Below are 20,201 nucleotides of genomic sequence, written 5' to 3'. Positions count from 1 at the left end.
ACAGCTTTTCATGCCGAACGTCCTACTTTCGCCGCCTTCACGCTTAAGCGTGACAAAAGCTTACGGAAATTAAATCATGTTCGTTTCGCCCTTGCGTCTGAAAGGCTGGTTTATCCCGGCCGCAGCATGTGCATCGCTGATGGCGGGCTTTGTGCCGGTCGCAGCAAACGCACATCCGCATGTCTTCGCCGAAGCGCGCCTTGAAGTCAGCGTTACCCCTGACGGAACGGTTGAAAAACTTGCCCATGTGTGGCGCTTCGATGATGTGTTTTCGTCCACTGTTTTGATGGAGTTCGACAAGAACGGCGACTTGAAGCTCGATGACAAGGAGTTGATCGACCTTGGCCATGTGATTAATGAATCCATTGCCGAATTCAAATATTTCCAGACAGTCGAGCAAGATGGAAAAGACGTGGAGATGGAAAGGCCTAATGACCTTGCAGCTCTTTTTACCGATAACCGCCTGCTGATCCTCTTTACAAGCAAACCTGCCAAGCCACTCAAGCTTGCACCCGGTCACACCATGCGCTTCGGTATTTATGATCCAACGTTTTATACGGCAATCGACTACGTCAATGACAGTGATCTGGTGGTCAATGGGCTGCCGAAGGGGTGCAAATCGGCTATCGTGCGCCCTGACCCTGATGAGGCCATAGCACAAAATCAATCATCGCTGACGGAAGCCTTCTTCAACGATCCATCCGGAAATGACCTGTCGAAGATTTTCGCCACACGGCTGGAAATCACCTGTGGCGCTCAGGGATAGGGATAGGGAAAGCGACAAAAAACGATGAAAAGATCGGTCATGCTCGTTCTCACAGCCTGTCTGGCGTTGATCGCCGTTCAGGCCCATGCGCAATCCTCGCTCGGCATCGGTTCCAATGAGGCGGCACTAACGCCGACAGGTCCGTTTGCACATATCATTTTGTGGATGAACGAGCAGCAGCGCAGTTTCTATCTTGCCATGACCAATGCGCTCAAAGCCATGCGCGAAGACCCTTGGCAGGCATGGGTTCTCATCGGACTTTCTTTCATTTACGGCATTTTTCATGCTGCTGGCCCCGGCCACGGCAAGGCGGTCATTTCTTCCTATATGATTGCCAATGAAACCGCCTTACGGCGCGGCATCTTCCTGTCCTTCATCTCATCGCTGTTGCAGGCCATCATGGCGGTGGTCGTGGTCGGGCTTGCGTGGTTCGTTCTGCGCGGCACCGGCATTTCAATGAACCAGACAGCGCGCTACATGGAAATTGCCAGTTTTGCACTGGTGCTGCTCTTCGGCCTCTGGCTTCTGGTGCGCAAGTTGCCGCTGCTGTTTAAAAAGAGCGACACCAATCACGCCGCATCCCTTTTTGGTTCAGCGCTTGAGCCGGTTATGGCAAGCAGCCCGGCCAGAGAACCAGCATGGCAGGGCAGTATCTCGCAAAGCACGCGCGCGGCAGCAGCAGCCAGCACGGTCAAGCTCAATTACCGTCCGGCTACGGCTAACGCCGATCATGTCTTCATCGGCGAAGGAGAGCTTTGCACCGCCTGCGGCAATGCCCATATCGCCGATCCTGCCACCTTGGGCGATGAATTCAACTGGAAGACCGCATGGTCGGCGATTTTCTCGGTGGGGCTCCGCCCCTGTTCCGGCGCACTGATTGTTCTGACCTTTGCACTTTTGAACGGCCTCACGGTCGGCGGCCTGCTTTCGGTCTTCGCCATGGCCTTCGGCACATTCCTGACTGTGGCTTTTCTTGCAACGCTTGCGGTAACAGCCAAGAATGCAGCCCTTCGCTTTGCTGGAAGCACTGCCATATCGGGCCGATTAAAAGCAGCAATAGAAGTTTGCGCAGCCCTTTTCATCGCGCTGACCGGCGCACTCCTGCTCAGCGCATCGCTGTTTAGCTAGGATTTGCGACGGGCGGCAACGGTTCATCGACAATCATTGCGTGATCGAGAACTCTTTGCAGATTGGCGGCATGACGAAAGCTCGGCTCCAGTTCTGTGCCGTTGGCAACTGCGCGTGCAAAGCGCTCATAATTGCTTTCGGCCTGACCCGCATCGATTTCACGCCAGAGCGGCGTTTCGATGTCATCGCCCAACGAACCGCGCAGGCTTGATCCGGTCGGCGTGTGCAGCACCTCTAATGCGCCCTTGTCGCCATGAATGCGCAGACGCAGTTCGTTGAGATGCCCCGTCGCCCATCGACTGGCGTGGATGACACCGAGCGCGCCATTGGCATATTCGGCCATCATCACAAAACTATCATTGGCATCGAGAACATATTCGCCGATGTGGTTATTCCCGGCCTTCTCGAATGTCTTAAGCCGTGCCGACGCGCGCTCGACATCGCTGCCGATGGCATAACTGGCGAAATCAAGAATATGAATGCCGACATCACCCAGAACACCGTTTGAGCCATGGCGGGTCGAAAGACGCCACAGCCATTTGCTCTCGGTCTTCCAGTCGCCCCAGGTTTTCGCGACCAGCCAGCTTTGCAGGTAAGACGCCTCGAAATGGCGTACCTGCCCGATTTCACCTGCAAGCACCATGGCGCGCGCCTTCTGTAACGGTGCAACATTACGGTAGGTCAGATTGACGATATTGACGATGCACGCCTGTTCGGCGGCCTCCGCCATTTCCGCTGCCTTGTCGTAGCTCTCCGCCAGCGGCTTTTCACAAAAGACATGCTTTCCTGCGCCGATCAACGAAAGTGTGGTGGGGTGGTGGACAGCGTCGGGCGTCACATTGGCGACTGCATCAAAGCGGCCCCATTCAAGGGCATCCTGAAGCCGCGTGAAACGGTTGTGAATATCGTGGTTTTCAGAAAATGCATCGACGCGCACCGCCGACACATCACAGGCTGCGACCACCTCGACGCCCTCAATTGCCTTGAAGGCTTCAGCATGGGTATTCGCCATGTCTCCCGTTCCCAGAATAAGCAAACGCATCGTCTAACCTCACCGATAGCCGGCTTGACCGGGTTCATGCAATTTGGGGCCGCGCTCAACAATCCGCTCAAGCGCCTTTTCGACGGGAACATTGGGTGCATCGTGAACGCCGACCCACGGAGCTTGCGGATTATACGCCCATTTGACCGCATTGCGCAGCACGGTCTGCACATTGGCATCATGATAGGTTGGGTAAGTCTCGTGACCGGGGCGAAAATAAAAGATATTGCCGGCACCGCGTCGCCAGGTCATGCCAGAGCGGAAAACTTCCCCACCCGCAAACCATGAAATGAAAACCGTTTCCAACGGTTCGGGCACAGAAAACTGCTCGCCATACATTTCCTCGTTTTCAAGCACGAAATACTCACCAAGCCCAGCGGCAATCGGATGGCCACGATTGACAATCCAGACGCGCTCGCGCTCGCCCGCTTCACGCCATTTGAGCGCGCACGGCGTTCCCATAAGCCGCTTGAAGATTTTTGAGAAATGCCCGGAATGCAGAACTATCAGCCCCATGCCTTCCCACACACGATTGGCCACACGTTCGACAACAGCATCGCTAACACCGCCATGATCCTGGTGTCCCCACCAGACCAGAACATCTGTTTCAGCAAGACGCTCGTGGCTCAGTCCGTGCTCCGGCTCCTGCAAGGTCGCCGTGGAAACCGCAATTTCCGCATCATGTTTCAGTGCTGCTGCAATCGTTGCATGCATTCCTTCTGGATAAAGTGAACGGACGCTTTCGTTGATCTGCTCATGGATATTTTCACCCCAGACAATGGTGCGAATAGTCAAGAATATTCTCCTTGCCAAATAGATTTCAGCTGGAAAGCCCGCCCCGATAAATGCAGGCCCTCTACTCACACCTAACGTTGCGGTAAGGCTGGACAAGGGTTTTGAGACGGAAAAGTTCGGGCCGCAGAATTGCTGCGCATGGACAGGCGACCTGACATCACGATACATATTTCTTGTCGAAAAGGTAAGGTGACGTTGAGATCGACGCCCCGACTATCCCTTTCATAACCGAGTTTCAAATCGGCGACCGTTGCGGCTGAAACCTTGCATTCAACGAAAAGTGATGCCTGTTTTTCAGGCAAACAATAGGGTCGGTTACCGATTAGAGCTTCGTTGTCGTTGAACGGTCTGGTGAGAGAAAGATGTCGTAGCCAGACCATCAAAGAGTTCCGGTTTGTATTTGACACCCACATGATATTGCAAGCCGGTTTCACCGCGTGCGGCTGGTCCGCATTCCACCGTCCACACATCGACGATTGCACCGTTCCATGCGCGATATCGAAGATCGTCAAGGAACCTGACGTCCTCAATTCGGCTCTTCATGTGAGGATGAAACCCCAATATACCTGTCCTGTAACCAGCCTGAAATATGTATATATTAGTCATGTTTTACTGGCAACTTTCGCGAAGCCGCGTTATGACGGCTCGAAATCTGCCAACAGGATAGGCCCGACAGGATAGGCTTTGATGACCTCCACTTTGTTCGAATTGGAAAATGTCACCTTTTCTGCAGGTGGCCGCATGTTATTGCAGCCCCTGACCATGGCGATCCCGGCTGGAAGTGTCACGGCCCTGATCGGGCATAATGGTTCGGGAAAGTCGACACTCCTGAAAATTCTTGCCCGCCAGCAACCCGCATCAGGTGGTACAATCCGCTTCTATAACAAGAACCTCGATCAATGGGGTGACCGCGAATTTGCGCGAAAACTCGCCTATCTGCCGCAATATACCGCGCAAGCATCCGGCATGCTTGTCAAGGAGCTGGTGGCGCTGGGTCGCTACCCATGGCATGGCGCGCTCGGCCGGTTTGGCGACACCGACCGAAAGAAAGTCGAAGAGGCTATTGAGCTGACCGGCATAGGTACATTTGCCGACCGCCTTGTTGACACGCTTTCAGGCGGCGAGCGCCAGCGCGTCTGGATCGCCATGCTGGTGGCGCAGGACGCGCAATGCCTGCTTTTGGACGAACCGACCTCCGCGCTTGACATCGCGCATCAGCTCGAGGTTCTGTCACTGGTGCAAAAACTGTCGCAGGAAAAACAGTTGAGTGTCTTCATCGTCCTGCATGACGTGAATATGGCCGCGCGTTTTTGCGATTCCATATTCGCGCTGCACGGCGGCCGCCTGATCGCGCAATCGACACCTGCCGGCATCATGGAACCGGAACAATTGCGCGAGATTTACGGCGTGCCGATGGATGTCATACGCCACGCCGCGACGGGGCACCTGATCGCTGCCCCACTTTGACAATCAGCACGTCAACTCGCCCGACAGATACTTCTCGAGCGTTTTGGCGGCACCCTCATCCCAAATGGTCTTGAGCGCTGCCGAGAAAGCCGCGACATAAACTGGATCAGAAGCGAGGGCACCAAATATATCCTCCATAGCAAGCCAGGCGGAAGGATTATCCTTAGCCAGCGCCGCCTGCTTGACCAGACGATCCCATGATGGGTCGTTCGGTTCGATCACATTACCGCTGTCCGTCGTGCCGAAACAATAGCGGCACCAGAAGGCAGACACCAGTGCGAGCCCGCTCACCGGGCGCCCCTTGGCCAGACGGTCGGCAGCGGTCGGCAGCACGAATTTCGGCTGGCGATTGGAGCCATCGAGACAAAGGCGGCGGATCGTGTCGCCAATGCTCGGATTGGCAAAGCGCCTATCGATCAGCACGCGGTAATCCTCAAGGTTGGTATCCGGCACCGGTGGCACTTCCGGGATAATCTCCTCCCCGGTAAGCTTCTTGAGATAGCTGCGGATCAGCGGATGTTCCATCGCCTCATGCACGAAATGAATGTCGAGCAATCCCGCTGGATAGGCGATAGCCGCATGCCCACCGTTGAGGATGCGTATTTTCATCAGCTCATACGCATCCACCTGATCGGTGAAGGTGACACCAACCTTTTCCAGCGCGGGGCGGCCCGTCGGAAATCTATCTTCCACGACCCATTGTTTGAACCCTTCGCAGAAAACCGGCCAACCGTCATCAACGCCGAAATCGCGTTGTGCAATCTCGCGCTCGCGGGGTCCGGTAGCAGGCGTAATGCGATCAACCATGGAATTGGGAAAAGCAACATTTTCAGCAATCCATTGCGCAAAATCTAGATCGCTCAATTTTGCAAGACCCGTAACTGCGTCTTCCGTCACATGACCGTTGCCCGGAATGTTATCACAGGACATCACAGTGAAAGGCTCAATGCCCTTGTCGCGGCGCAGTTTCAGCGCCTGAACGATCAGGCCAAAAACCGTATTCGGGCGGTCAGGGTGAGCGCCATCGAAAACGATATCGGGGTGAGCTGGGTCGAATTGCTGGCTCGCCGGATCGATATAATACCCGCCTTCGGTAATCGTCAGCGAAACAATGCGGGTTTGCGGTGCGGTCAAATAGTCAACCAGTGCCTTGCGACCTTCATCGGTGTTAATGGTCACATAATCGACCATGGAGGCTGTAATGCGCGCACCGGCATGATCTGCTTCCTGATCGACCACGGTGGTGAGCCAGTCCTGCTCCTTAAGCTTGTCGCGCATGGCATCGTCGCTTGCACGCACGCCTGCTCCCACCAATGCCCAGTCGTGGTCTGTGCCCTGCCCGAAAAGGTCGTCGAGATAGACGGCCTGATGCGCACGGTGAAAATTACCAACTCCGAAATGCACAATCCCCGGCGTGAGGCTTGCCGGATCGTAAACGGGTTTTTGAACCTTGTCGAAGCCTTGCAGTGTCGTGCGCGAAAGCCTGGTCATGATGGGCGTCCTCTCAGTCAGCGGATACGAATTGTATTTTCATCGTGGCAGGGTCGCCACCATGTTTGGTGAAAAACGGAAGCATCTCGTCTATCGGCAGGCGATGCGAAATGAGGCGCGCCATTGCACCATCGTCTTTAGCCAGAACATCCAGAGCCTGCGGAATGTTGCGGTTGAGCGAGTGCGACCCCGCAAGCCGGATCTGGCGACGGAATATCTCGAAAGGTGCAAGTGCTATGCGGGCATCGGGCGCACAAACACCAAAAAACAACGCAGTGCCGCCATCGGCGGTATAATCGATCATGGATTGCGCAACATTGGCAATCCCGGTCGCATCCGCCACGAAATCAAAACTGCGTTTGCGCTTTTCAAGCGCGTCAGAACCCGAATGAATGGCTTCAAGGCCAAGGCTCTCAGTAAACCCAAGCCGATGCTCATTAATATCGGCAACCGCGACCTCATTAACACCTTGCGCTTTGAGTGAAAGCGCCAGCAAAAGACCAATCGGCCCTGCCCCGAAGACAAGCGCCGTGTCAGCCTCCTGTCTTTCTGCCTTAAGGCCCGATGCGTCCAATCCGTTGAGCACACAGGCAAGCGGCTCGGCCAATGCCGCCACATCAAGGGGCAGATCGCCAATCGGGTGGAGATGCGCCGCATCCACAAGACTCTCTTGCGCAAAACCGCCATTATGCGTGACGCCATAGGCTTTCAGGTCGCTGCAAAGGTTGGTCAGCCCCTTGCGACAGGCGCGACAATGACCGCAAGGGATATTGGGATCGACCGCAACCCGGTCGCCCGGCTTCAGATGCGTCACATCCTCGGCCACCGACACGACGATGCCAGAATATTCATGTCCCGGCACCAGCGGAAACGCACTTGAACCATAGCGGCCATGCAACACTTCGATATCAGTATGGCAAAGCCCTGCCGCCTTGACCTCGATCACAGCGTGACCGGGTTTGAGTTGAGGCTCCGGCAGGTCCACAAGTTCTGCCTTGCCAAGACCGGTAAAATATATGGCTTTCATAATCCAACCCCGGCCTATTAAAGCGTGTTGTATTTTATGGTATTTGAGGAGGCCAGCTTTATGCCATCCAGTTGCCGCCATCCACACCAAAGGTTTGGGCCAGAATGTAATCGCTTTCGGACGAGGCAAGAAAAATCGCTATACCGATAATATCTTCGGGCGTTGCAAACCTGCCAATCGGAACCGACTTGGCCACCGCCGCCTTTTTCTCACCGGGCTTAAGCCCTTCCCATTTTGCGAAATTAGCGTCCACCACGTCCCAGTGCTCACCATCCACCACGCCGGGTGCTATGGCATTGACCTGAATACCGTGTTTGACGAGCGCAAGCGCGGCGGATTGCGTCGCTGAAATAATCGCAGCCTTCGACGCGCAGTAAAATGTCACCAGTGCTTCACCGCGACGGCCTGCCTGGCTCGCCATATTGATGATCTTACCGCCACGCTTGCGCGCAATCATCACATTGGACACCGCTTTCATCATGAAAAGCGGTCCTCGAAGATTAATATTGAAGACGCGCTCGTAGCTTGCCTCGGTAATCTCGTTGATTGGCGCCATATCGAAGATCGCGGCATTGTTGACCAGAATATCGATGCCGCCATATTCGGCATCGATCTCCGCCACGACTTTCTCAATCTGGCCAAGATCGGTAACGTCGAGCTTGACCGCGCTCACCTTATCGCCAAGCTCACGGGCTGCCTGTTGCGCACGGTCGATATCGATATCGGCAATGATCACTTTCGCACCTTCACGCGCGTAGGCTGCCGCGAAGCCAAGCCCGATGCCACGTGCCGCACCCGTGATGAGGGCAACCTTGTCTTTAAGTCTCATAGAAAGTCTCCGGGAGAGAGGATATGCTGACGTCAGCGATGCGCAGATTTATCGGCGAGGGTCAGCGGATGGCGTTCGCGCCGTTCAAGTGCGAGTCCATCTGGCTTGAAAAGAAGTGCATCTGCCGCCACAAAACCGAGTTTCACCGGATCATGCAGCTGCACGGTGCTGTCTCCGCCCGCTTCAGAGACCAGAAAGCCATCTGCAGCGTCACTCTGAACATAGAGATAGGTCTGACCGCCAAGCCGCTCCACAACACTGACCTCACCATCAAGAACGCCATCAGTGGCGGGGTGCAGGCGTTCAGGGCGGATGCCCAGAACCAACGCCGCGCCTTCGCTGATCCCATCGCCCTTGACCGGCACCTTGACGGTGCGGCCACCGCCCAGTTCTACGGTAACGCCGTCAGCATCCACGGCTCGCGCCTTCACGTCGAGAAAATTCATGGTCGGTGAGCCGATGAAGCCAGCCACAAAACGATTGACCGGGTGGTGATAGAGTTCGAGCGGTGACCCCACTTGCTCTACCCTTCCATCACGCAGCACGACGATCTTGTCGGCCAGCGTCATGGCTTCGACCTGATCATGTGTCACATAGATCATGGTTGCATTAAGCCGCTCATGCAAACGCGCAAGCTCAATGCGCATCTGCACGCGCAAGGCGGCATCGAGATTGGAAAGTGGCTCATCGAACAGGAAAATTTTGGGCTCGCGCACCATTGCGCGGCCAATGGCGACGCGCTGGCGCTGCCCGCCCGAAAGTTGGCGTGGCTTGCGATCAAGAAGTGCATCGAGCTGCAACGTCTTAGCAACCTCTTCCACCTTGCGGTCGCGTTCGGCCTTGGCAAGCCCTGCAAGCTTGAGCGCAAAAGCCATGTTCTCGCGCACATTCATATGCGGATAAAGCGCATAGGTCTGAAACACCATGGCAAGGCCGCGCTCATCGGGTGGCGTGTCATTGACAAGTTCACCGTCGATTTTCAATTCACCAGTAGTGATCTCTTCCAGCCCCGCGATCATACGCAAGAGCGTGGACTTGCCCGAGCCTGATGGCCCGACGAAGACCACGAATTCACGATCTTCGATCTCAAGATCGACGCCCTTGATGACGCCGACATTGCCGAAAGTTTTTGTGGCGTTGTGTAATGAAAGTGTAGCCATGGGATATCCCTTTATTTCACGGCGCCAAAGGTCAGACCGCGCACCAGTTGGCGCTGCGTCATCCAGCCGAAGACGAGGATTGGTGCGATCGCAAGCGTCGAGGCTGCCGACAGCTTGGCCCAGAACAGGCCTTCCGGCGAGGAGAACGACGCGATGAAGGCCGTCAGCGGGCCTGCCTGTGAGGCTGTCAGGTTGAGGCTCCAGAAAGCTTCGTTCCAGCACAGAATAATGGAAAGAAGCGCTGTGGATGCAATGCCCGGAAGGCTCAATGGCAGCAACAGATAACGGATCTGCTGGCCTACCTTGGCACCATCCATACGGCTGGCTTCCAGAATTTCATGCGGCACTTCCTTGAAGAAGGAATAGAGCATCCACACAACGATCGGCAGATTGGACAGGGTGAAGATGATGATGAGCCCGGTACGGGTATCAAGGAGACCACTGTCACGCGCCAGCAGATAGATCGGCACCAACACGCCCACCGCAGGCAGCATCTTGGTCGACAGCATCCACAAAAGCAGATCCTTGGTGCGTTTTCCCGGAAAGAAAGCTGCGGCATAGGCAGCAGGTACGCCGATAATCAGCGAGAGAATCGTAGCACCCAGACTTTCAATCACGCTGTTCATTGCATAGCGCAGATAATTGGCGCGTTGATTGACCTCGGCAAAATTTTCAAGCGTCGGCGAAAAGAACAGCTTTGGCGGAGCAACTGCATCGATCTCCGTCTTGAACGATGCAAGCAGCATCCAAAGGATCGGGAAGAACATCAGAAGTGCTACGGCCCAGCCGATGATACCGGCTAGGAGTGCGGCTTTATTTATCTTGCGTTTTTTAGCCATGCCTGCCTCCTAATTATCCAGATTGCGCGCAACGGTGCGAATGAGGAAGAAGGCAACAATATTGGCCAGCACAATGGCAATAACGCCCGCCGCTGACGCGCCGCCAATATCCCATTGCAGAAGTGCCTTGAGATAGATGAAATAAGTCAGCGTCGTGGTGGCAATGCCCGGACCGCCTGATGTCGTCACCAGGATTTCCGCAAAGATCGACAGCAGGAAGATCGTTTCGATCATGATGACGACCGAAATCGGACGCAACAAATGCGGCAAGACGATATGATAGAACATCACCGGCCCTTTTGCACCATCGAGACGTGCGGCTTCCATTTGCTCGCGGTCGAGCGACTGCATGGCCGTCATCAGGATCAACGTTGCAAAAGGCACCCATTGCCATGAAACGATGATGATGATCGAGGCCATCGGGAACTGCGAGAACCAGTCGATCACCGGCAGTCCGAGACTGCGCGAGACAAAGGCGAAAAAGCCATTGACCGGATGCATGAGCAGGTTTTTCCAGATGAGCGCCGAGACGGTCGGCATGACGAAAAACGGTGCAATGACCAGCAGTCGCGCAATGTTTTTGCCAAAGAAATCCTGATCGAAAACCACCGCGAAGGCCACACCCATCACAATGGATATGGTGAGCACAGAACCTAAGAGAATAAGTGTCTTGGCGATTGCCGACCACAAGCCCGGATCAGACAGAAGGAAGGAATAATTGGACACCCCGGCAAAGCCGGTCACAAATGGATTGATCAGGTTGTAGTATTGGAACGAGAACCACAGGGTCATCCCCAGCGGTACGATCATCCATAAAAGAAGCAGGATGACGGCTGGTGCAAGCAAGGGACCAGTTCGCACACTGCGGCGCGATCTGCTCCGGCTGCGCGCTGGTTTACTATTGGGAGCCAAAGCACTGTCTGCTGGCATAAATCCTCTCTCCCTTCCGATCACATTCCCGTTCCTGACAGAAATATGCGAAAATTCGGCCTGCCGCCTCTCAAAGACGCGGCAGGCCACCTATTTTAACGCTGTTACTTGATGTAACCGGACTGCGTCATGATCTGTTCGACTTGACGCTGTGCACCATCAAGCGCCGCATCGACACCCTGCTGTCCCGAAACGGCTGCCGAAACAGCCTGACCGACAATCGTTCCAATCGCCTGAAATTCAGGGATCGCCACGAACTGGATGCCGGTATAAGGGACCGGATCCTTGGTTGCCTTGGTCGGATCGGCCGATTCAATCGACGCGAGAACCGTTGCGGCAAAAGGTGCTGCCTTCTGGTAGTTCTCATTGGCATAGGTTGATTGGCGTGTACCTGGGGGTACGGCAACCCAGCTTTCCTTCTCGCCCACCAGTTCGACATAGCTCTTCGACGTCGCCCATTTGAGGAAGGATTTCGCAGCATCCGCCTTTTTGGTGGAGGCGGGAATTGCCAGATTCCACGACCACGCCCAGGCCGAGCCGTTTGGCGTTACTTCGACAGGTGCCTTGGTGAAGGCGACCTTGTCGGCAACCTGGCTCTGCTTGGGATCGTAAACGCGACCCGCGCCAGAGGTTGCATCGATCCACATCGCGCAATGGCCGGTCGAAAACAGCGCCTGATTTTCGTTAAAACCGTTGGAGGTCAGTCCGGGAGGTCCGGCTTCTTTCATCAGATCGACGTAGAAACTGACTGCCTTCTTCCACTCGTCGGAATTGATCTGCGGCTTCCATTGCTCGTCGAACCAGCGCCCGCCATAGGTGTTGATGAGCGTGCCGAGATAGGCCATGTTTTCGCCCCAGCCGGGCTTGCCGCGCAGGCAAATACCATACTGCTCTTTCGACTTGTCGGTGAGCTTGGTCGCAAATTCCTTGATTTGCTCATAAGTCGGCTCATCCGGCATTTGAAGACCGGCAGCGTCAAACAGATCCTTGCGATAATAGGTAAACGAGCTTTCCGAATAGAAAGGCACCGCATAAAGCTTGTCATCGACAGTGAGGCCTGCACGCACCGGCTTGATCAGGTCGTCGTAATCGTAATCATCGCCAAGGTCGTCAACATCGAGAAGCCATCCGGCCTTGCCCCAGATCGGCGCTTCATAGCCACCGATTGTCATGACGTCAAACTGGCCACTCTTGGTAGCAATGTCCGTGGTCACGCGCTGGCGAAGAACGTTTTCTTCCAGAACCACCCAGTTGATCTTGTTGCCGGTTTCCTTTTCCCACTCCGGCGACAACTTCTGCATGATGATCATGTCGGAATTGTTAACCGTTGCGATGGTCAGTTCTTCCGCCGATGCGGCACCCGCCATCAGGGCAATGCCTGCGGCAGATGCAATGAGCCCTGCAATATAAGATTTGTTTTGCATCCCATCTCCTCCTTTACGAGTGCACAGTAATATCATTACGTATGTAAAGTTTATGGCTTGGCATTTCGGGACTTGTCAAGGGCGGTTTTTGACACCGCTGTCAGCAAAAGAATTTTTACTTCTCGCCAGCAAACAATTGCAAAGCGTTTGAAACGCCCCTCCCCGCAATATCATTTTAAAAGCCTATCACATTCGATTTGCAACTGCACCTGTTGAGTAGACGGCATTTGCTCCCTTGACGCCAATGCCTGCCTTTGACACTTTGACATCCGTCCGCCATCGGAGGAAACAAAATGCGGGCTATGGTTATATCGTTGAATATATTATGAAATATTTCTCTGGCTTCTGTACGTCTCTCCCACTTCGGATGTTTTGGGAGAACTCGGTGGTCATAGAAAGACAACCAGGGCGCAAAAATGCATGCGCCATCGCATGACGAACAGGACATCAATCGTGGGTAAAACCATACGCACCATGGAAGATTTTTCGGAATTGGTCGGGCTTTCACGCCCTACTGTTTCCAAATATTTCAACGATCCCGAATCTGTCCGTCCCAAAACGCGTGAACGCATCGAAGCCGCAATCCAGCAATCTGGCTTCCGCCCCAATCTTTTCGCGGTGAACCTTAATCGTCGTCGTACGACCATTTTAGGCATCATAATTCCGAACCAGCTTGACCATTTCTACATGGCCATGACGCGCAGGCTCCAGGCCCTTGCCGAACAGCGCGGTTATCTTGCTCTGGTCTTGTCCTCTGATGGAAAACCGGAACTGGAAAAGCGCGCCATTGAAACATTGCGCTCGCTCAATGTCGCAGGCGCAATCATCGCGCCCCTTGGTGAGCAATCGCAGCATTCGGCCCTTACCCACCTCGCCGATGATATCCCGACCGTTTATGTGGATTCACCCCTCGACAACAGTTCTCCCTTTGTCGGCACCGATAATCAGAAATCCTTCCATCTGATTGTTGATTATCTCTGCCGCTCGGGCAGCGAACCGTGTTATTTTTCCATGCCTCTTGTGAATAATAACGCGATCAAGCGGCGGGACGCCTATTGTCTGGCTATGGAAAACCTTGGGTTTGAACCCAGAATTATCGAACTCGAACCCAGTCGCAGCTGGGATTTCGAGCACTACGCTTTTGAGCAAACAGCCCGTATCCTGCGTGAGAAGAATAGTTTTCCGACCAGTACCGTGCTGTGCTCTAATGACCGTATCGCCTTCGGCGTGACCGGCGCTCTATGGCAGGCGGGTATGAAGATCGGCCGGCTGAAAGATTGCAATATCCGCGTTGCGGGACACGACAATAATCCACTTTCCGAATACACCTGCCCTCCGCTGACTACGGTTGCACAGGATTATAACGAAATTGGACGACTGGCGATGGAATTACTGTTTCAAACGCTCGGAGAGGGTTTGGATCAAAAGACCGATCTGCCATCCAATCATCGCATACTTCTCAATGCCGAGATCAAGCTGCGCTTGTCGGCTTAGACGTAGTGCGGGTATTTTTCACGAGACAGAGAACATGAAGAAAATCATCACCATTGGTGAAATCGTCGTCGAGATCATGGCGGTGGAAACAGGTAACGGTTTTAAAACCGCCATTCCGCTGATCGGACCTTTTGCTTCGGGCGCACCCGCTATCTTCATCGACCAGGTAGCAAAACTCGGTCAGCCCTGTGGCCTTGTCAGCGCTGTAGGCAAGGACGATTTCGGGACGCTCAATATCGAGCGATTGCAAAGAGACGGTGTGGACGTTTCGGCCATTGCCGTGCATCCGACTGCTGCCACCGGCAGCGCTTTCGTGCGCTATCGCCCGGATGGCAATCGCGATTTTATCTTCAACATCAAGCACAGCGCATGCAGCGCGATCGGCTTGACGTCGGAGACCGAAAAGATGATCGAAAGTGCCGATCATCTCCACATCATGGGATCGGCATTGTTTTCCGATGGCATCGTCGCCGCAATCCATGAGGCTACGACGCGCATCAAGGCCAAGGGCGGCACCATCTCCTTTGATCCCAATATTCGCAAGGAAATGCTTGACCTTCCCGGCATGCGCGAGGCGCTGCTGCATGCGCTGGAGCACACGGATCTTTTCATGCCGAGCGGATCGGAAATCTTTCTGTTTACGAAGGCGACAGAAGAGCATGCGGCAATCGATGAATTGCTTGCACGCGGCATCAAAGCCATTGTGGTCAAGCGCGGCGCGGATGGCGCAAGCTATCACGACGCATCGGGCACCGTGATTGCCCCGGCTTTAAACGTCAAGGAAGTGGACCCGACCGGCGCGGGTGACAGTTTTGGCGCGGCTTTCGTCACGCAATGGCTGCGTGGCGAAACGCCGGCACGTGCGTTGAGGATTGCCAACGCGACCGGGGCACGCGCCGTTGGCGTCAAGGGCCCGATGGAAGGCACCTCGACCATGGCAGAAATCGAACAATTCATTGCAGACAATAGAGAGCGTCCATGACCAGAACCATGAGCAGCACCCAGAGACTGAGCGCACTTCCATCCCGTTTTGCGCGTGGCGAGCGCGGTGGCATCACGTCGATCTGTTCCGCGCATCCTTTGGTGATCGAGGCGGCTCTACTTGAGGGATTGGCGACCGACACGGATGTGCTGATCGAAGCCACCTGCAATCAGGTCAATCAGGATGGCGGCTATACCGGCATGACGCCCAGCGATTTCCGGAGCTTCGTCGAGGACATTGCAAAAAAAGTCGGGTTTGACACACAACGTCTGATTCTCGGCGGCGATCATCTGGGTCCCAACCCGTGGAAACATCTGCCCGCAGAACAAGCCATGCAGAAATCCGAAGTGATGATGGATGCCTTCGTGCGCGCCGGTTTCACCAAAATCCATCTCGACACATCCATGGGCTGTGCAGGCGAGCCGGTCGCCCTCCCCGATGCCCTGACCGCAGAACGCGCAGCGCGCCTTGCCAAAATCTCGGAAACAGCAGCCGCTCAATCCGACTTCGATTTGCCCGTCTATATTATCGGCACGGAAGTGCCGATCCCAGGCGGCGCGATGGAAGAAATCGAAGGGCTGGAGCTGACCCGGCCCGAAGCCGCTCTCGAAACGGTGGCTATTCATCGCAAGGCCTTTGCCGCACTTGGCCTCGAAGACGCCTTTGCACGTGCCATTGGCGTCGTGGTGCAACCCGGTGTCGAATTCGGCAACGAGAACGTCGTCTTCTACGACAGCGACAAGGCAACGGCTCTAAGTGGCATTCTCAATGAAATGCCGCAATTCGTCTTTGAAGCGCATTCAACCGACTATCAGCCGGTCGAAGCGCTTTCAGCCCTCGTGCACGATGGGTTTTCCATTCTGAAAGTCGGTCCCGGCCTGACCTTCGCACTGCGCGAGGCACTCTACGGTCTCGACCAGATCGCAGCCTTCCTCGACCCGTTGCCGGAAGAGGAAACGCTGCGTGCCCGAATGGAGAAACTGCTTCTGGAAGAGCCTGCGAACTGGGAAAAATACTATCATGGCAACGCCGATGATTTACGGCTCCAGCGCCATTTTTCCTATAGTGACCGTATTCGCTATTACTGGCCGCACCCGCAGGCCTCGTCTGCAGTCAACGCACTTATGAAACGCCTTGAGGGACGTAAAATCCCTGAAACGCTGATCAGTCAGTATCTGGGTACCCTTTATCCGGCAGTTGCCGCAGGCCGTGTTAAAGCCACCCCGCATGCACTGCTGGTCGAAGCCGTGCGCAACGTCGTGCGCATTTACGCTCAGGCCGTTCGATAGAAGCCTTTACGCCGCTGGTGCCAGACGTTCGAGAAAACGGTCGCACCAGCGGGTGACATCATTCTCGGTCAGGAAGTCCATCATTGCCGAAAAGCGTTCCTTGCGTTCTTCCAGAGGCATGGCAATGGCGCGTGAAATGGCATGCGCAACCGATTCCGCATCATAGGGATTGACCAGAACCGCACCGCTTAGTTCCTGTGCGGCACCGGCAAAGCGCGACAGCACCAGCACACCGGGGTCCTCAGGATTTTGTGCCGCGACATATTCCTTGGCGACCAGATTCATGCCATCGCGCAGTGGTGTCACAAGCCCGATCCGCGCAAGCCGGTAAAGCCCGGCCAGCGTATCGCGATTGAGTGAACGATTGATATAACGTATCGGCGTCCAGTCGATCGTCGCATTGGCCCCATTTATACGACCCGCCAGCTCTGCCACCATGCGCTGCATAGCCTTGTATTCAGGCACCTCGGAGCGCGATTTCGGGGTGATTTGCAAAAAGGTGAGACTGCCACGATTGGCCGGGTCGATTTTCAGAAAATGCTCAAAAGCCTCAAGCCGGTCAGTGATACCTTTGGAATAATCGAGCCGATCCACACCGATGATCAGATCGCGCCCGCTCATGCTTTCACGCATGCGTTTGACCGAGGTGCTGTTTTGGGATTTTTTCGCAAGTCTCGCAAAAACTTCCGTCTCTATACCGATGCCAAAACTGTCCACGCTAAAACGGTGCCCAAATGCCTCGAACTGGCGCGGTGCAATCTGCTCGCCGATCTTCTCACGGCGCAGACAACCGATAAAATTTTCGACATCATTCTCGGTCTGAAATCCCACGACATCATAAGCGGTCAGTCCGCGCATAACCGCTTCGTGCACGGGCAAGGTCAGCAGAATGTCGGCTGGGGGCCATGGAATATGCAGGAAAAATCCGATGCGGTTTTTTAAACCGCAACGCCGCAACTCCTCGGCAAGTGGAATGAGGTGATAGTCCTGCACCCAGATCACGTCATCGGGTTCGATCAGCGGTAATAATTGCTGTGCAAACAGCCGGTTGACCCGAAAATAGCCGTCCATATCCTTACGGGCATAGTCGATAAGGTCGAGCCGGTAATGACACAACGGCCACAGCATGCGGTTGGCAAAACCGGCGTAATATTCGTCGATATCCTTTTTGGACAGACTCAAAAGCGCGTAGCTGATCGGGCCAACATCGCGCATTTCCAGTTTTTGCGATTGCCCCTCGGTCAATGTTTTTCCCGACCAGCCGAACCAGACCCCGCCACGCACGTTCAATGCCGCCTGCAAGGCAACTGCCAACCCGCCTGCCGGTGCCCTACCCTGCTTGTCAGGCAAGGGCACACGGTTGGAAACCACGATAAGCCGCCCCAATTATTCTCTCCTTTAAATTAGAGCGCATCCCGAAAGGTGTGAAACGGTTTTCGGATAAGATGCGCTTTGAATCAAATCATTAGAGCATCGATCTGATTTAAGCAGATCGGAATACGCTCTAACTTTCAGCCAAACCGGCGATCCATGCCCGAAGCGCCGCGGGCGAATCCAGTGCATGTGAAGACGAACCACGAATGGTTTCGCCAATCGCAATGCCCTGGCCACCGAGCGCAGTAGCAGCCTCAAGCATGGGTATGTCGGTCAGGTCATCGCCGAAAGCCAATGGCACACGTCCCGCAAAAGGTGCGCATTGCATGAGACGGCGCAAAGCCGCACCCTTGTCCCCATTGCGTGAACGCAGTTCGAAAACGTATTTTCCGGGCTGCACACGCCATTCAGGCCCGGCCAAGCGCTGCGCTACCGTCATCAATTCGTGCGCGACATCTTCGAGGTGAGGCGCATTTCTGTAATGAAGCGCAATTGCATTGCCCTTGTCTTCCAAGAGAAGATCACCGACACGCTCGCGGGTCATATTGAGAAAATCTTTTGCAAGCCGAAAATGTTCGCCCGGCTCCAGTCTTTCGATTTCCCCTGAAGGGAGCCGGAATTCGGTGCCATGCAGACCGGCAATGGCCCCTGAAAAGAAAGGAAACTGCTGCTCAATGAATTCGAGTGGTCGCCCTGTCACCAGCGCGACCGCACCGGTCAATCGATCATCCAGTTTTTGCAAGGAAAAAACGAGGTCGTCACTCACGATCACACTGTCAGGTGTCGGCGCCAGATCAATCAATGTGCCATCGACGTCGCAGAAAAATGCGTATTGCGCATCATCAAGAGAGAATGCTTCAAAAAAATCGTTTTTCAGAGGAACCGTTGAGACATGCATGGAATTCAAACCTTGCAAGCGCCAAAAGGTTCCATCTGAAGACGCCTGATTTCATCAGGCAAACGGCTCGGTCGGGCCTTTGGCTGGCTGCGTGAACCAGCGTGGACCGCCATCGGCCATATAGATATGATCTTCGAGACGAACGCCGAACTGCTCCGGCACCACGATCATCGGTTCATTGGAAAAGCACATGCCTTTCTCAAGTGGCAATGCATTGCCGCGCACGATGAAAGGCGCTTCATGGATTTCAAGACCCAGACCATGGCCTGCACGATGCGGCAGGCCGGGCAGTTTATAGTCCGGGCCCAGACCATGTTTCCCCAGAACGGCACGCGCCGCATCGTCGAGGCTGGAACAGGGTGCCCCTAATTTGGCCGCATCGAAAACCGCTTGCTGCGCTTCGCGTTCGATCGCCCATATGCGCGAAAATTCCGGCGCCGGTTCATCCAGCATATAGGTGCGCGTCAGGTCGGAATGATAGCCATCGATCCGGCATCCGGTATCGACAAGGATCACATCACCGCTTTTATAAAACTGCTCGCCGTCCGCGCCGTGCGGCAGCGAGGTCGCTTCTCCGAACGAAACAATGCAGAAGCTGGAACCATTGTCGGCACCGAGCGCCTTGTGCTGGTCGTCAATGAAGCGCACGACATCCGACGCCGCCACGCCGGGCTTGATGAAATCATGCGCGCGCTTGTGAACCTCAAGCGTCAGGGCCATCGCATATCTAATGATGGCAATTTCAGCGTCAGACTTGCAAAGCCGCAGTGAACCGATGATCGGACCGCCATCCACCAGACGCTCGACGCCAATTTCTGCCGTCAGCGCATGATAGACAAACAGCGGAACCGCATCATCCACTGCAAGGCTTGTTTTTTCCGGCACAATCGAGGCCACCAGCGCGGCGCTGCTCTCTTCCTCCTGCCATATGCAAATTCTGCCTTTAAGATGCGGCAGGCTTTCCACACGACTCAGCTCAAAACCCGGCACGATATAGGTCAGATCGCTCTGCGTGACGACAGCTCCCAGAAGCCGCTCGCTTGGATGCCACACCAGGCCTGTAAAATAATAGAGGCTCTCGGTCGAACCCAGCAAAAGGGCACCAATATTTTTTGCGCGCAAAACCGCACGCAAGGCTTCAAGCCGCTGTGCGCGTTCGGCATTATCAATAGGGGCGGGACGGACGGGCAAAACCATGGGCAGGCTCCTTTTTCAAGGCCTACCCATAACGCTCTGCATTTATCTTGTCGACACCAAGGCGTATTA

19 protein-coding genes are annotated in these 20,201 nt (G+C 54.9%); 6 read left to right on the top strand and 13 right to left on the bottom strand.

Annotated elements, in window-relative coordinates:
• The first annotated feature begins 76 nt into the window (after positions 1 to 76).
• On the top strand, positions 77 to 766 hold the full coding sequence (locus AAIB41_RS12620) for a DUF1007 family protein (protein ID WP_343315641.1): 690 nt from the start codon (positions 77 to 79) through the stop codon (positions 764 to 766).
• Between the two features lie 24 nt (positions 767 to 790).
• Positions 791 to 1,894 carry a nickel/cobalt transporter gene (locus AAIB41_RS12615; RefSeq protein ID WP_343315640.1) on the top strand — a complete coding sequence of 368 codons (1,104 nt, stop codon included), beginning with the start codon at positions 791 to 793 and terminating at the stop codon, positions 1,892 to 1,894.
• Here the strand turns inward: AAIB41_RS12615 and AAIB41_RS12610 are convergent.
• The 3 genes from AAIB41_RS12610 to AAIB41_RS12600 all read right to left on the bottom strand — a co-directional run bounded on the left by AAIB41_RS12610 (position 1,887) and on the right by AAIB41_RS12600 (position 4,274).
• Positions 1,887 to 2,936: a Gfo/Idh/MocA family oxidoreductase gene (locus tag AAIB41_RS12610; RefSeq protein WP_343315639.1), complete on the bottom strand. Its 1,050-nt coding sequence runs from the start codon at positions 2,934 to 2,936 to the stop codon at positions 1,887 to 1,889. The two genes, AAIB41_RS12615 and AAIB41_RS12610, sit on opposite strands and share 8 nt — an antisense overlap.
• 9 nt (positions 2,937 to 2,945) lie before the next feature.
• Entirely contained in the window at positions 2,946 to 3,731 is a 786-nt protein-coding gene (locus AAIB41_RS12605) for a ThuA domain-containing protein (protein ID WP_343315638.1), read from the bottom strand.
• Between the two features lie 315 nt (positions 3,732 to 4,046).
• A complete protein-coding gene (locus tag AAIB41_RS12600) occupies positions 4,047 to 4,274 on the bottom strand; it encodes a hypothetical protein (protein WP_343315637.1) in 228 nt (75 codons plus the stop codon).
• A gap of 144 nt (positions 4,275 to 4,418) precedes the next feature.
• Between AAIB41_RS12600 and AAIB41_RS12595 the strand changes: the two genes are divergently transcribed.
• Positions 4,419 to 5,198 carry an ATP-binding cassette domain-containing protein gene (locus AAIB41_RS12595; protein WP_343315636.1) on the top strand — a complete coding sequence of 260 codons (780 nt, stop codon included), beginning with the start codon at positions 4,419 to 4,421 and terminating at the stop codon, positions 5,196 to 5,198.
• Positions 5,199 to 5,201: 3 nt separating this feature from the next.
• Here AAIB41_RS12595 and AAIB41_RS12590 read toward each other — a convergent pair whose 3' ends face one another.
• From AAIB41_RS12590 to AAIB41_RS12560, 7 genes are all read right to left on the bottom strand, one after another.
• Positions 5,202 to 6,689, bottom strand: a complete 1,488-nt coding sequence (locus AAIB41_RS12590) for a mannitol dehydrogenase family protein (protein WP_343315635.1) — start codon at positions 6,687 to 6,689, stop codon at positions 5,202 to 5,204.
• 13 nt (positions 6,690 to 6,702) lie between these two features.
• On the bottom strand, positions 6,703 to 7,716 hold the full coding sequence (locus AAIB41_RS12585) for a zinc-dependent alcohol dehydrogenase family protein (RefSeq protein ID WP_343315634.1): 1,014 nt from the start codon (positions 7,714 to 7,716) through the stop codon (positions 6,703 to 6,705).
• 58 nt (positions 7,717 to 7,774) lie between these two features.
• Positions 7,775 to 8,545 carry an L-iditol 2-dehydrogenase gene (locus AAIB41_RS12580; RefSeq protein ID WP_343315633.1) on the bottom strand — a complete coding sequence of 257 codons (771 nt, stop codon included), beginning with the start codon at positions 8,543 to 8,545 and terminating at the stop codon, positions 7,775 to 7,777.
• Positions 8,546 to 8,577: 32 nt separating this feature from the next.
• Positions 8,578 to 9,705, bottom strand: coding sequence for a sn-glycerol-3-phosphate ABC transporter ATP-binding protein UgpC (gene ugpC / locus AAIB41_RS12575; protein ID WP_343315632.1), 1,128 nt, complete (start codon positions 9,703 to 9,705; stop codon positions 8,578 to 8,580).
• Between the two features lie 11 nt (positions 9,706 to 9,716).
• Positions 9,717 to 10,544: a carbohydrate ABC transporter permease gene (locus AAIB41_RS12570; RefSeq protein ID WP_343315631.1), complete on the bottom strand. Its 828-nt coding sequence runs from the start codon at positions 10,542 to 10,544 to the stop codon at positions 9,717 to 9,719.
• A gap of 9 nt (positions 10,545 to 10,553) precedes the next feature.
• Entirely contained in the window at positions 10,554 to 11,474 is a 921-nt protein-coding gene (locus AAIB41_RS12565; RefSeq protein WP_343315629.1) for a sugar ABC transporter permease, read from the bottom strand.
• 104 nt (positions 11,475 to 11,578) lie between these two features.
• Complete coding sequence (locus AAIB41_RS12560) at positions 11,579 to 12,898, bottom strand: sugar ABC transporter substrate-binding protein (RefSeq protein WP_343315627.1); 1,320 nt, start codon at positions 12,896 to 12,898, stop codon at positions 11,579 to 11,581.
• A 474-nt stretch (positions 12,899 to 13,372) separates the two neighbouring features.
• On the opposite strand from AAIB41_RS12560, the gene AAIB41_RS12555 reads away from it, so the two are divergent.
• The 3 genes from AAIB41_RS12555 to AAIB41_RS12545 are packed head-to-tail and all read left to right on the top strand — an operon-like array spanning position 13,373 to position 16,663.
• Positions 13,373 to 14,392: a LacI family DNA-binding transcriptional regulator gene (locus AAIB41_RS12555; RefSeq protein WP_343316058.1), complete on the top strand. Its 1,020-nt coding sequence runs from the start codon at positions 13,373 to 13,375 to the stop codon at positions 14,390 to 14,392.
• A 34-nt stretch (positions 14,393 to 14,426) separates the two neighbouring features.
• On the top strand, positions 14,427 to 15,374 hold the full coding sequence (locus AAIB41_RS12550; protein ID WP_343315626.1) for a sugar kinase: 948 nt from the start codon (positions 14,427 to 14,429) through the stop codon (positions 15,372 to 15,374).
• A gap of 8 nt (positions 15,375 to 15,382) precedes the next feature.
• Complete coding sequence (locus AAIB41_RS12545; protein ID WP_343316057.1) at positions 15,383 to 16,663, top strand: D-tagatose-bisphosphate aldolase, class II, non-catalytic subunit; 1,281 nt, start codon at positions 15,383 to 15,385, stop codon at positions 16,661 to 16,663.
• Between the two features lie 6 nt (positions 16,664 to 16,669).
• Here the strand turns inward: AAIB41_RS12545 and otsA are convergent, their stop codons facing one another.
• The 3 genes from otsA to AAIB41_RS12530 all read right to left on the bottom strand — a co-directional run bounded on the left by otsA (position 16,670) and on the right by AAIB41_RS12530 (position 20,132).
• Entirely contained in the window at positions 16,670 to 18,049 is a 1,380-nt protein-coding gene (gene otsA, locus AAIB41_RS12540; RefSeq protein WP_343315625.1) for an alpha,alpha-trehalose-phosphate synthase (UDP-forming), read from the bottom strand.
• 118 nt (positions 18,050 to 18,167) lie between these two features.
• The gene (gene otsB / locus AAIB41_RS12535) at positions 18,168 to 18,935 is read right to left on the bottom strand and encodes a trehalose-phosphatase (protein ID WP_343315624.1); all 768 of its coding nucleotides are present in this window, start codon (positions 18,933 to 18,935) and stop codon (positions 18,168 to 18,170) included.
• A gap of 54 nt (positions 18,936 to 18,989) precedes the next feature.
• Positions 18,990 to 20,132 (bottom strand): Xaa-Pro peptidase family protein, encoded by a 1,143-nt coding sequence (locus AAIB41_RS12530; protein WP_343315623.1) that lies wholly within the window; start codon positions 20,130 to 20,132, stop codon positions 18,990 to 18,992.
• Between the last annotated feature and the right edge of the window lie 69 nt (positions 20,133 to 20,201).

It is taken from the genome of Brucella sp. BE17, assembly GCF_039545455.1.
Taxonomy (GTDB): Bacteria; Pseudomonadota; Alphaproteobacteria; order Rhizobiales; family Rhizobiaceae; genus Brucella.
This window is presented reverse-complemented; position numbering and strand designations above follow the sequence as displayed.

Excerpts from the sequence above, each read along its gene's own strand:
- AAIB41_RS12620 (WP_343315641.1), top strand. The coding sequence starts at position 77 with ATGTTCGTTTCGCCCTTGCGTCTGAAAGGCTGGTTTATCCCGGCCGCA.
- AAIB41_RS12615 (WP_343315640.1), top strand. The coding sequence starts at position 791 with ATGAAAAGATCGGTCATGCTCGTTCTCACAGCCTGTCTGGCGTTGATC.
- AAIB41_RS12610 (WP_343315639.1), bottom strand. The coding sequence starts at position 2,936 with ATGCGTTTGCTTATTCTGGGAACGGGAGACATGGCGAATACCCATGCT.
- AAIB41_RS12600 (WP_343315637.1), bottom strand. The coding sequence starts at position 4,274 with ATGAAGAGCCGAATTGAGGACGTCAGGTTCCTTGACGATCTTCGATAT.
- AAIB41_RS12595 (WP_343315636.1), top strand. The coding sequence starts at position 4,419 with ATGACCTCCACTTTGTTCGAATTGGAAAATGTCACCTTTTCTGCAGGT.
- AAIB41_RS12590 (WP_343315635.1), bottom strand. The coding sequence starts at position 6,689 with ATGACCAGGCTTTCGCGCACGACACTGCAAGGCTTCGACAAGGTTCAA.
- AAIB41_RS12585 (WP_343315634.1), bottom strand. The coding sequence starts at position 7,716 with ATGAAAGCCATATATTTTACCGGTCTTGGCAAGGCAGAACTTGTGGAC.
- AAIB41_RS12580 (WP_343315633.1), bottom strand. The coding sequence starts at position 8,545 with ATGAGACTTAAAGACAAGGTTGCCCTCATCACGGGTGCGGCACGTGGC.
- ugpC (WP_343315632.1), bottom strand. The coding sequence starts at position 9,705 with ATGGCTACACTTTCATTACACAACGCCACAAAAACTTTCGGCAATGTC.
- AAIB41_RS12570 (WP_343315631.1), bottom strand. The coding sequence starts at position 10,544 with ATGGCTAAAAAACGCAAGATAAATAAAGCCGCACTCCTAGCCGGTATC.
- AAIB41_RS12565 (WP_343315629.1), bottom strand. The coding sequence starts at position 11,474 with ATGCCAGCAGACAGTGCTTTGGCTCCCAATAGTAAACCAGCGCGCAGC.
- AAIB41_RS12560 (WP_343315627.1), bottom strand. The coding sequence starts at position 12,898 with ATGCAAAACAAATCTTATATTGCAGGGCTCATTGCATCTGCCGCAGGC.
- AAIB41_RS12555 (WP_343316058.1), top strand. The coding sequence starts at position 13,373 with ATGGAAGATTTTTCGGAATTGGTCGGGCTTTCACGCCCTACTGTTTCC.
- AAIB41_RS12550 (WP_343315626.1), top strand. The coding sequence starts at position 14,427 with ATGAAGAAAATCATCACCATTGGTGAAATCGTCGTCGAGATCATGGCG.
- AAIB41_RS12545 (WP_343316057.1), top strand. The coding sequence starts at position 15,383 with ATGAGCAGCACCCAGAGACTGAGCGCACTTCCATCCCGTTTTGCGCGT.
- otsB (WP_343315624.1), bottom strand. The coding sequence starts at position 18,935 with ATGCATGTCTCAACGGTTCCTCTGAAAAACGATTTTTTTGAAGCATTC.
- AAIB41_RS12530 (WP_343315623.1), bottom strand. The coding sequence starts at position 20,132 with ATGGTTTTGCCCGTCCGTCCCGCCCCTATTGATAATGCCGAACGCGCA.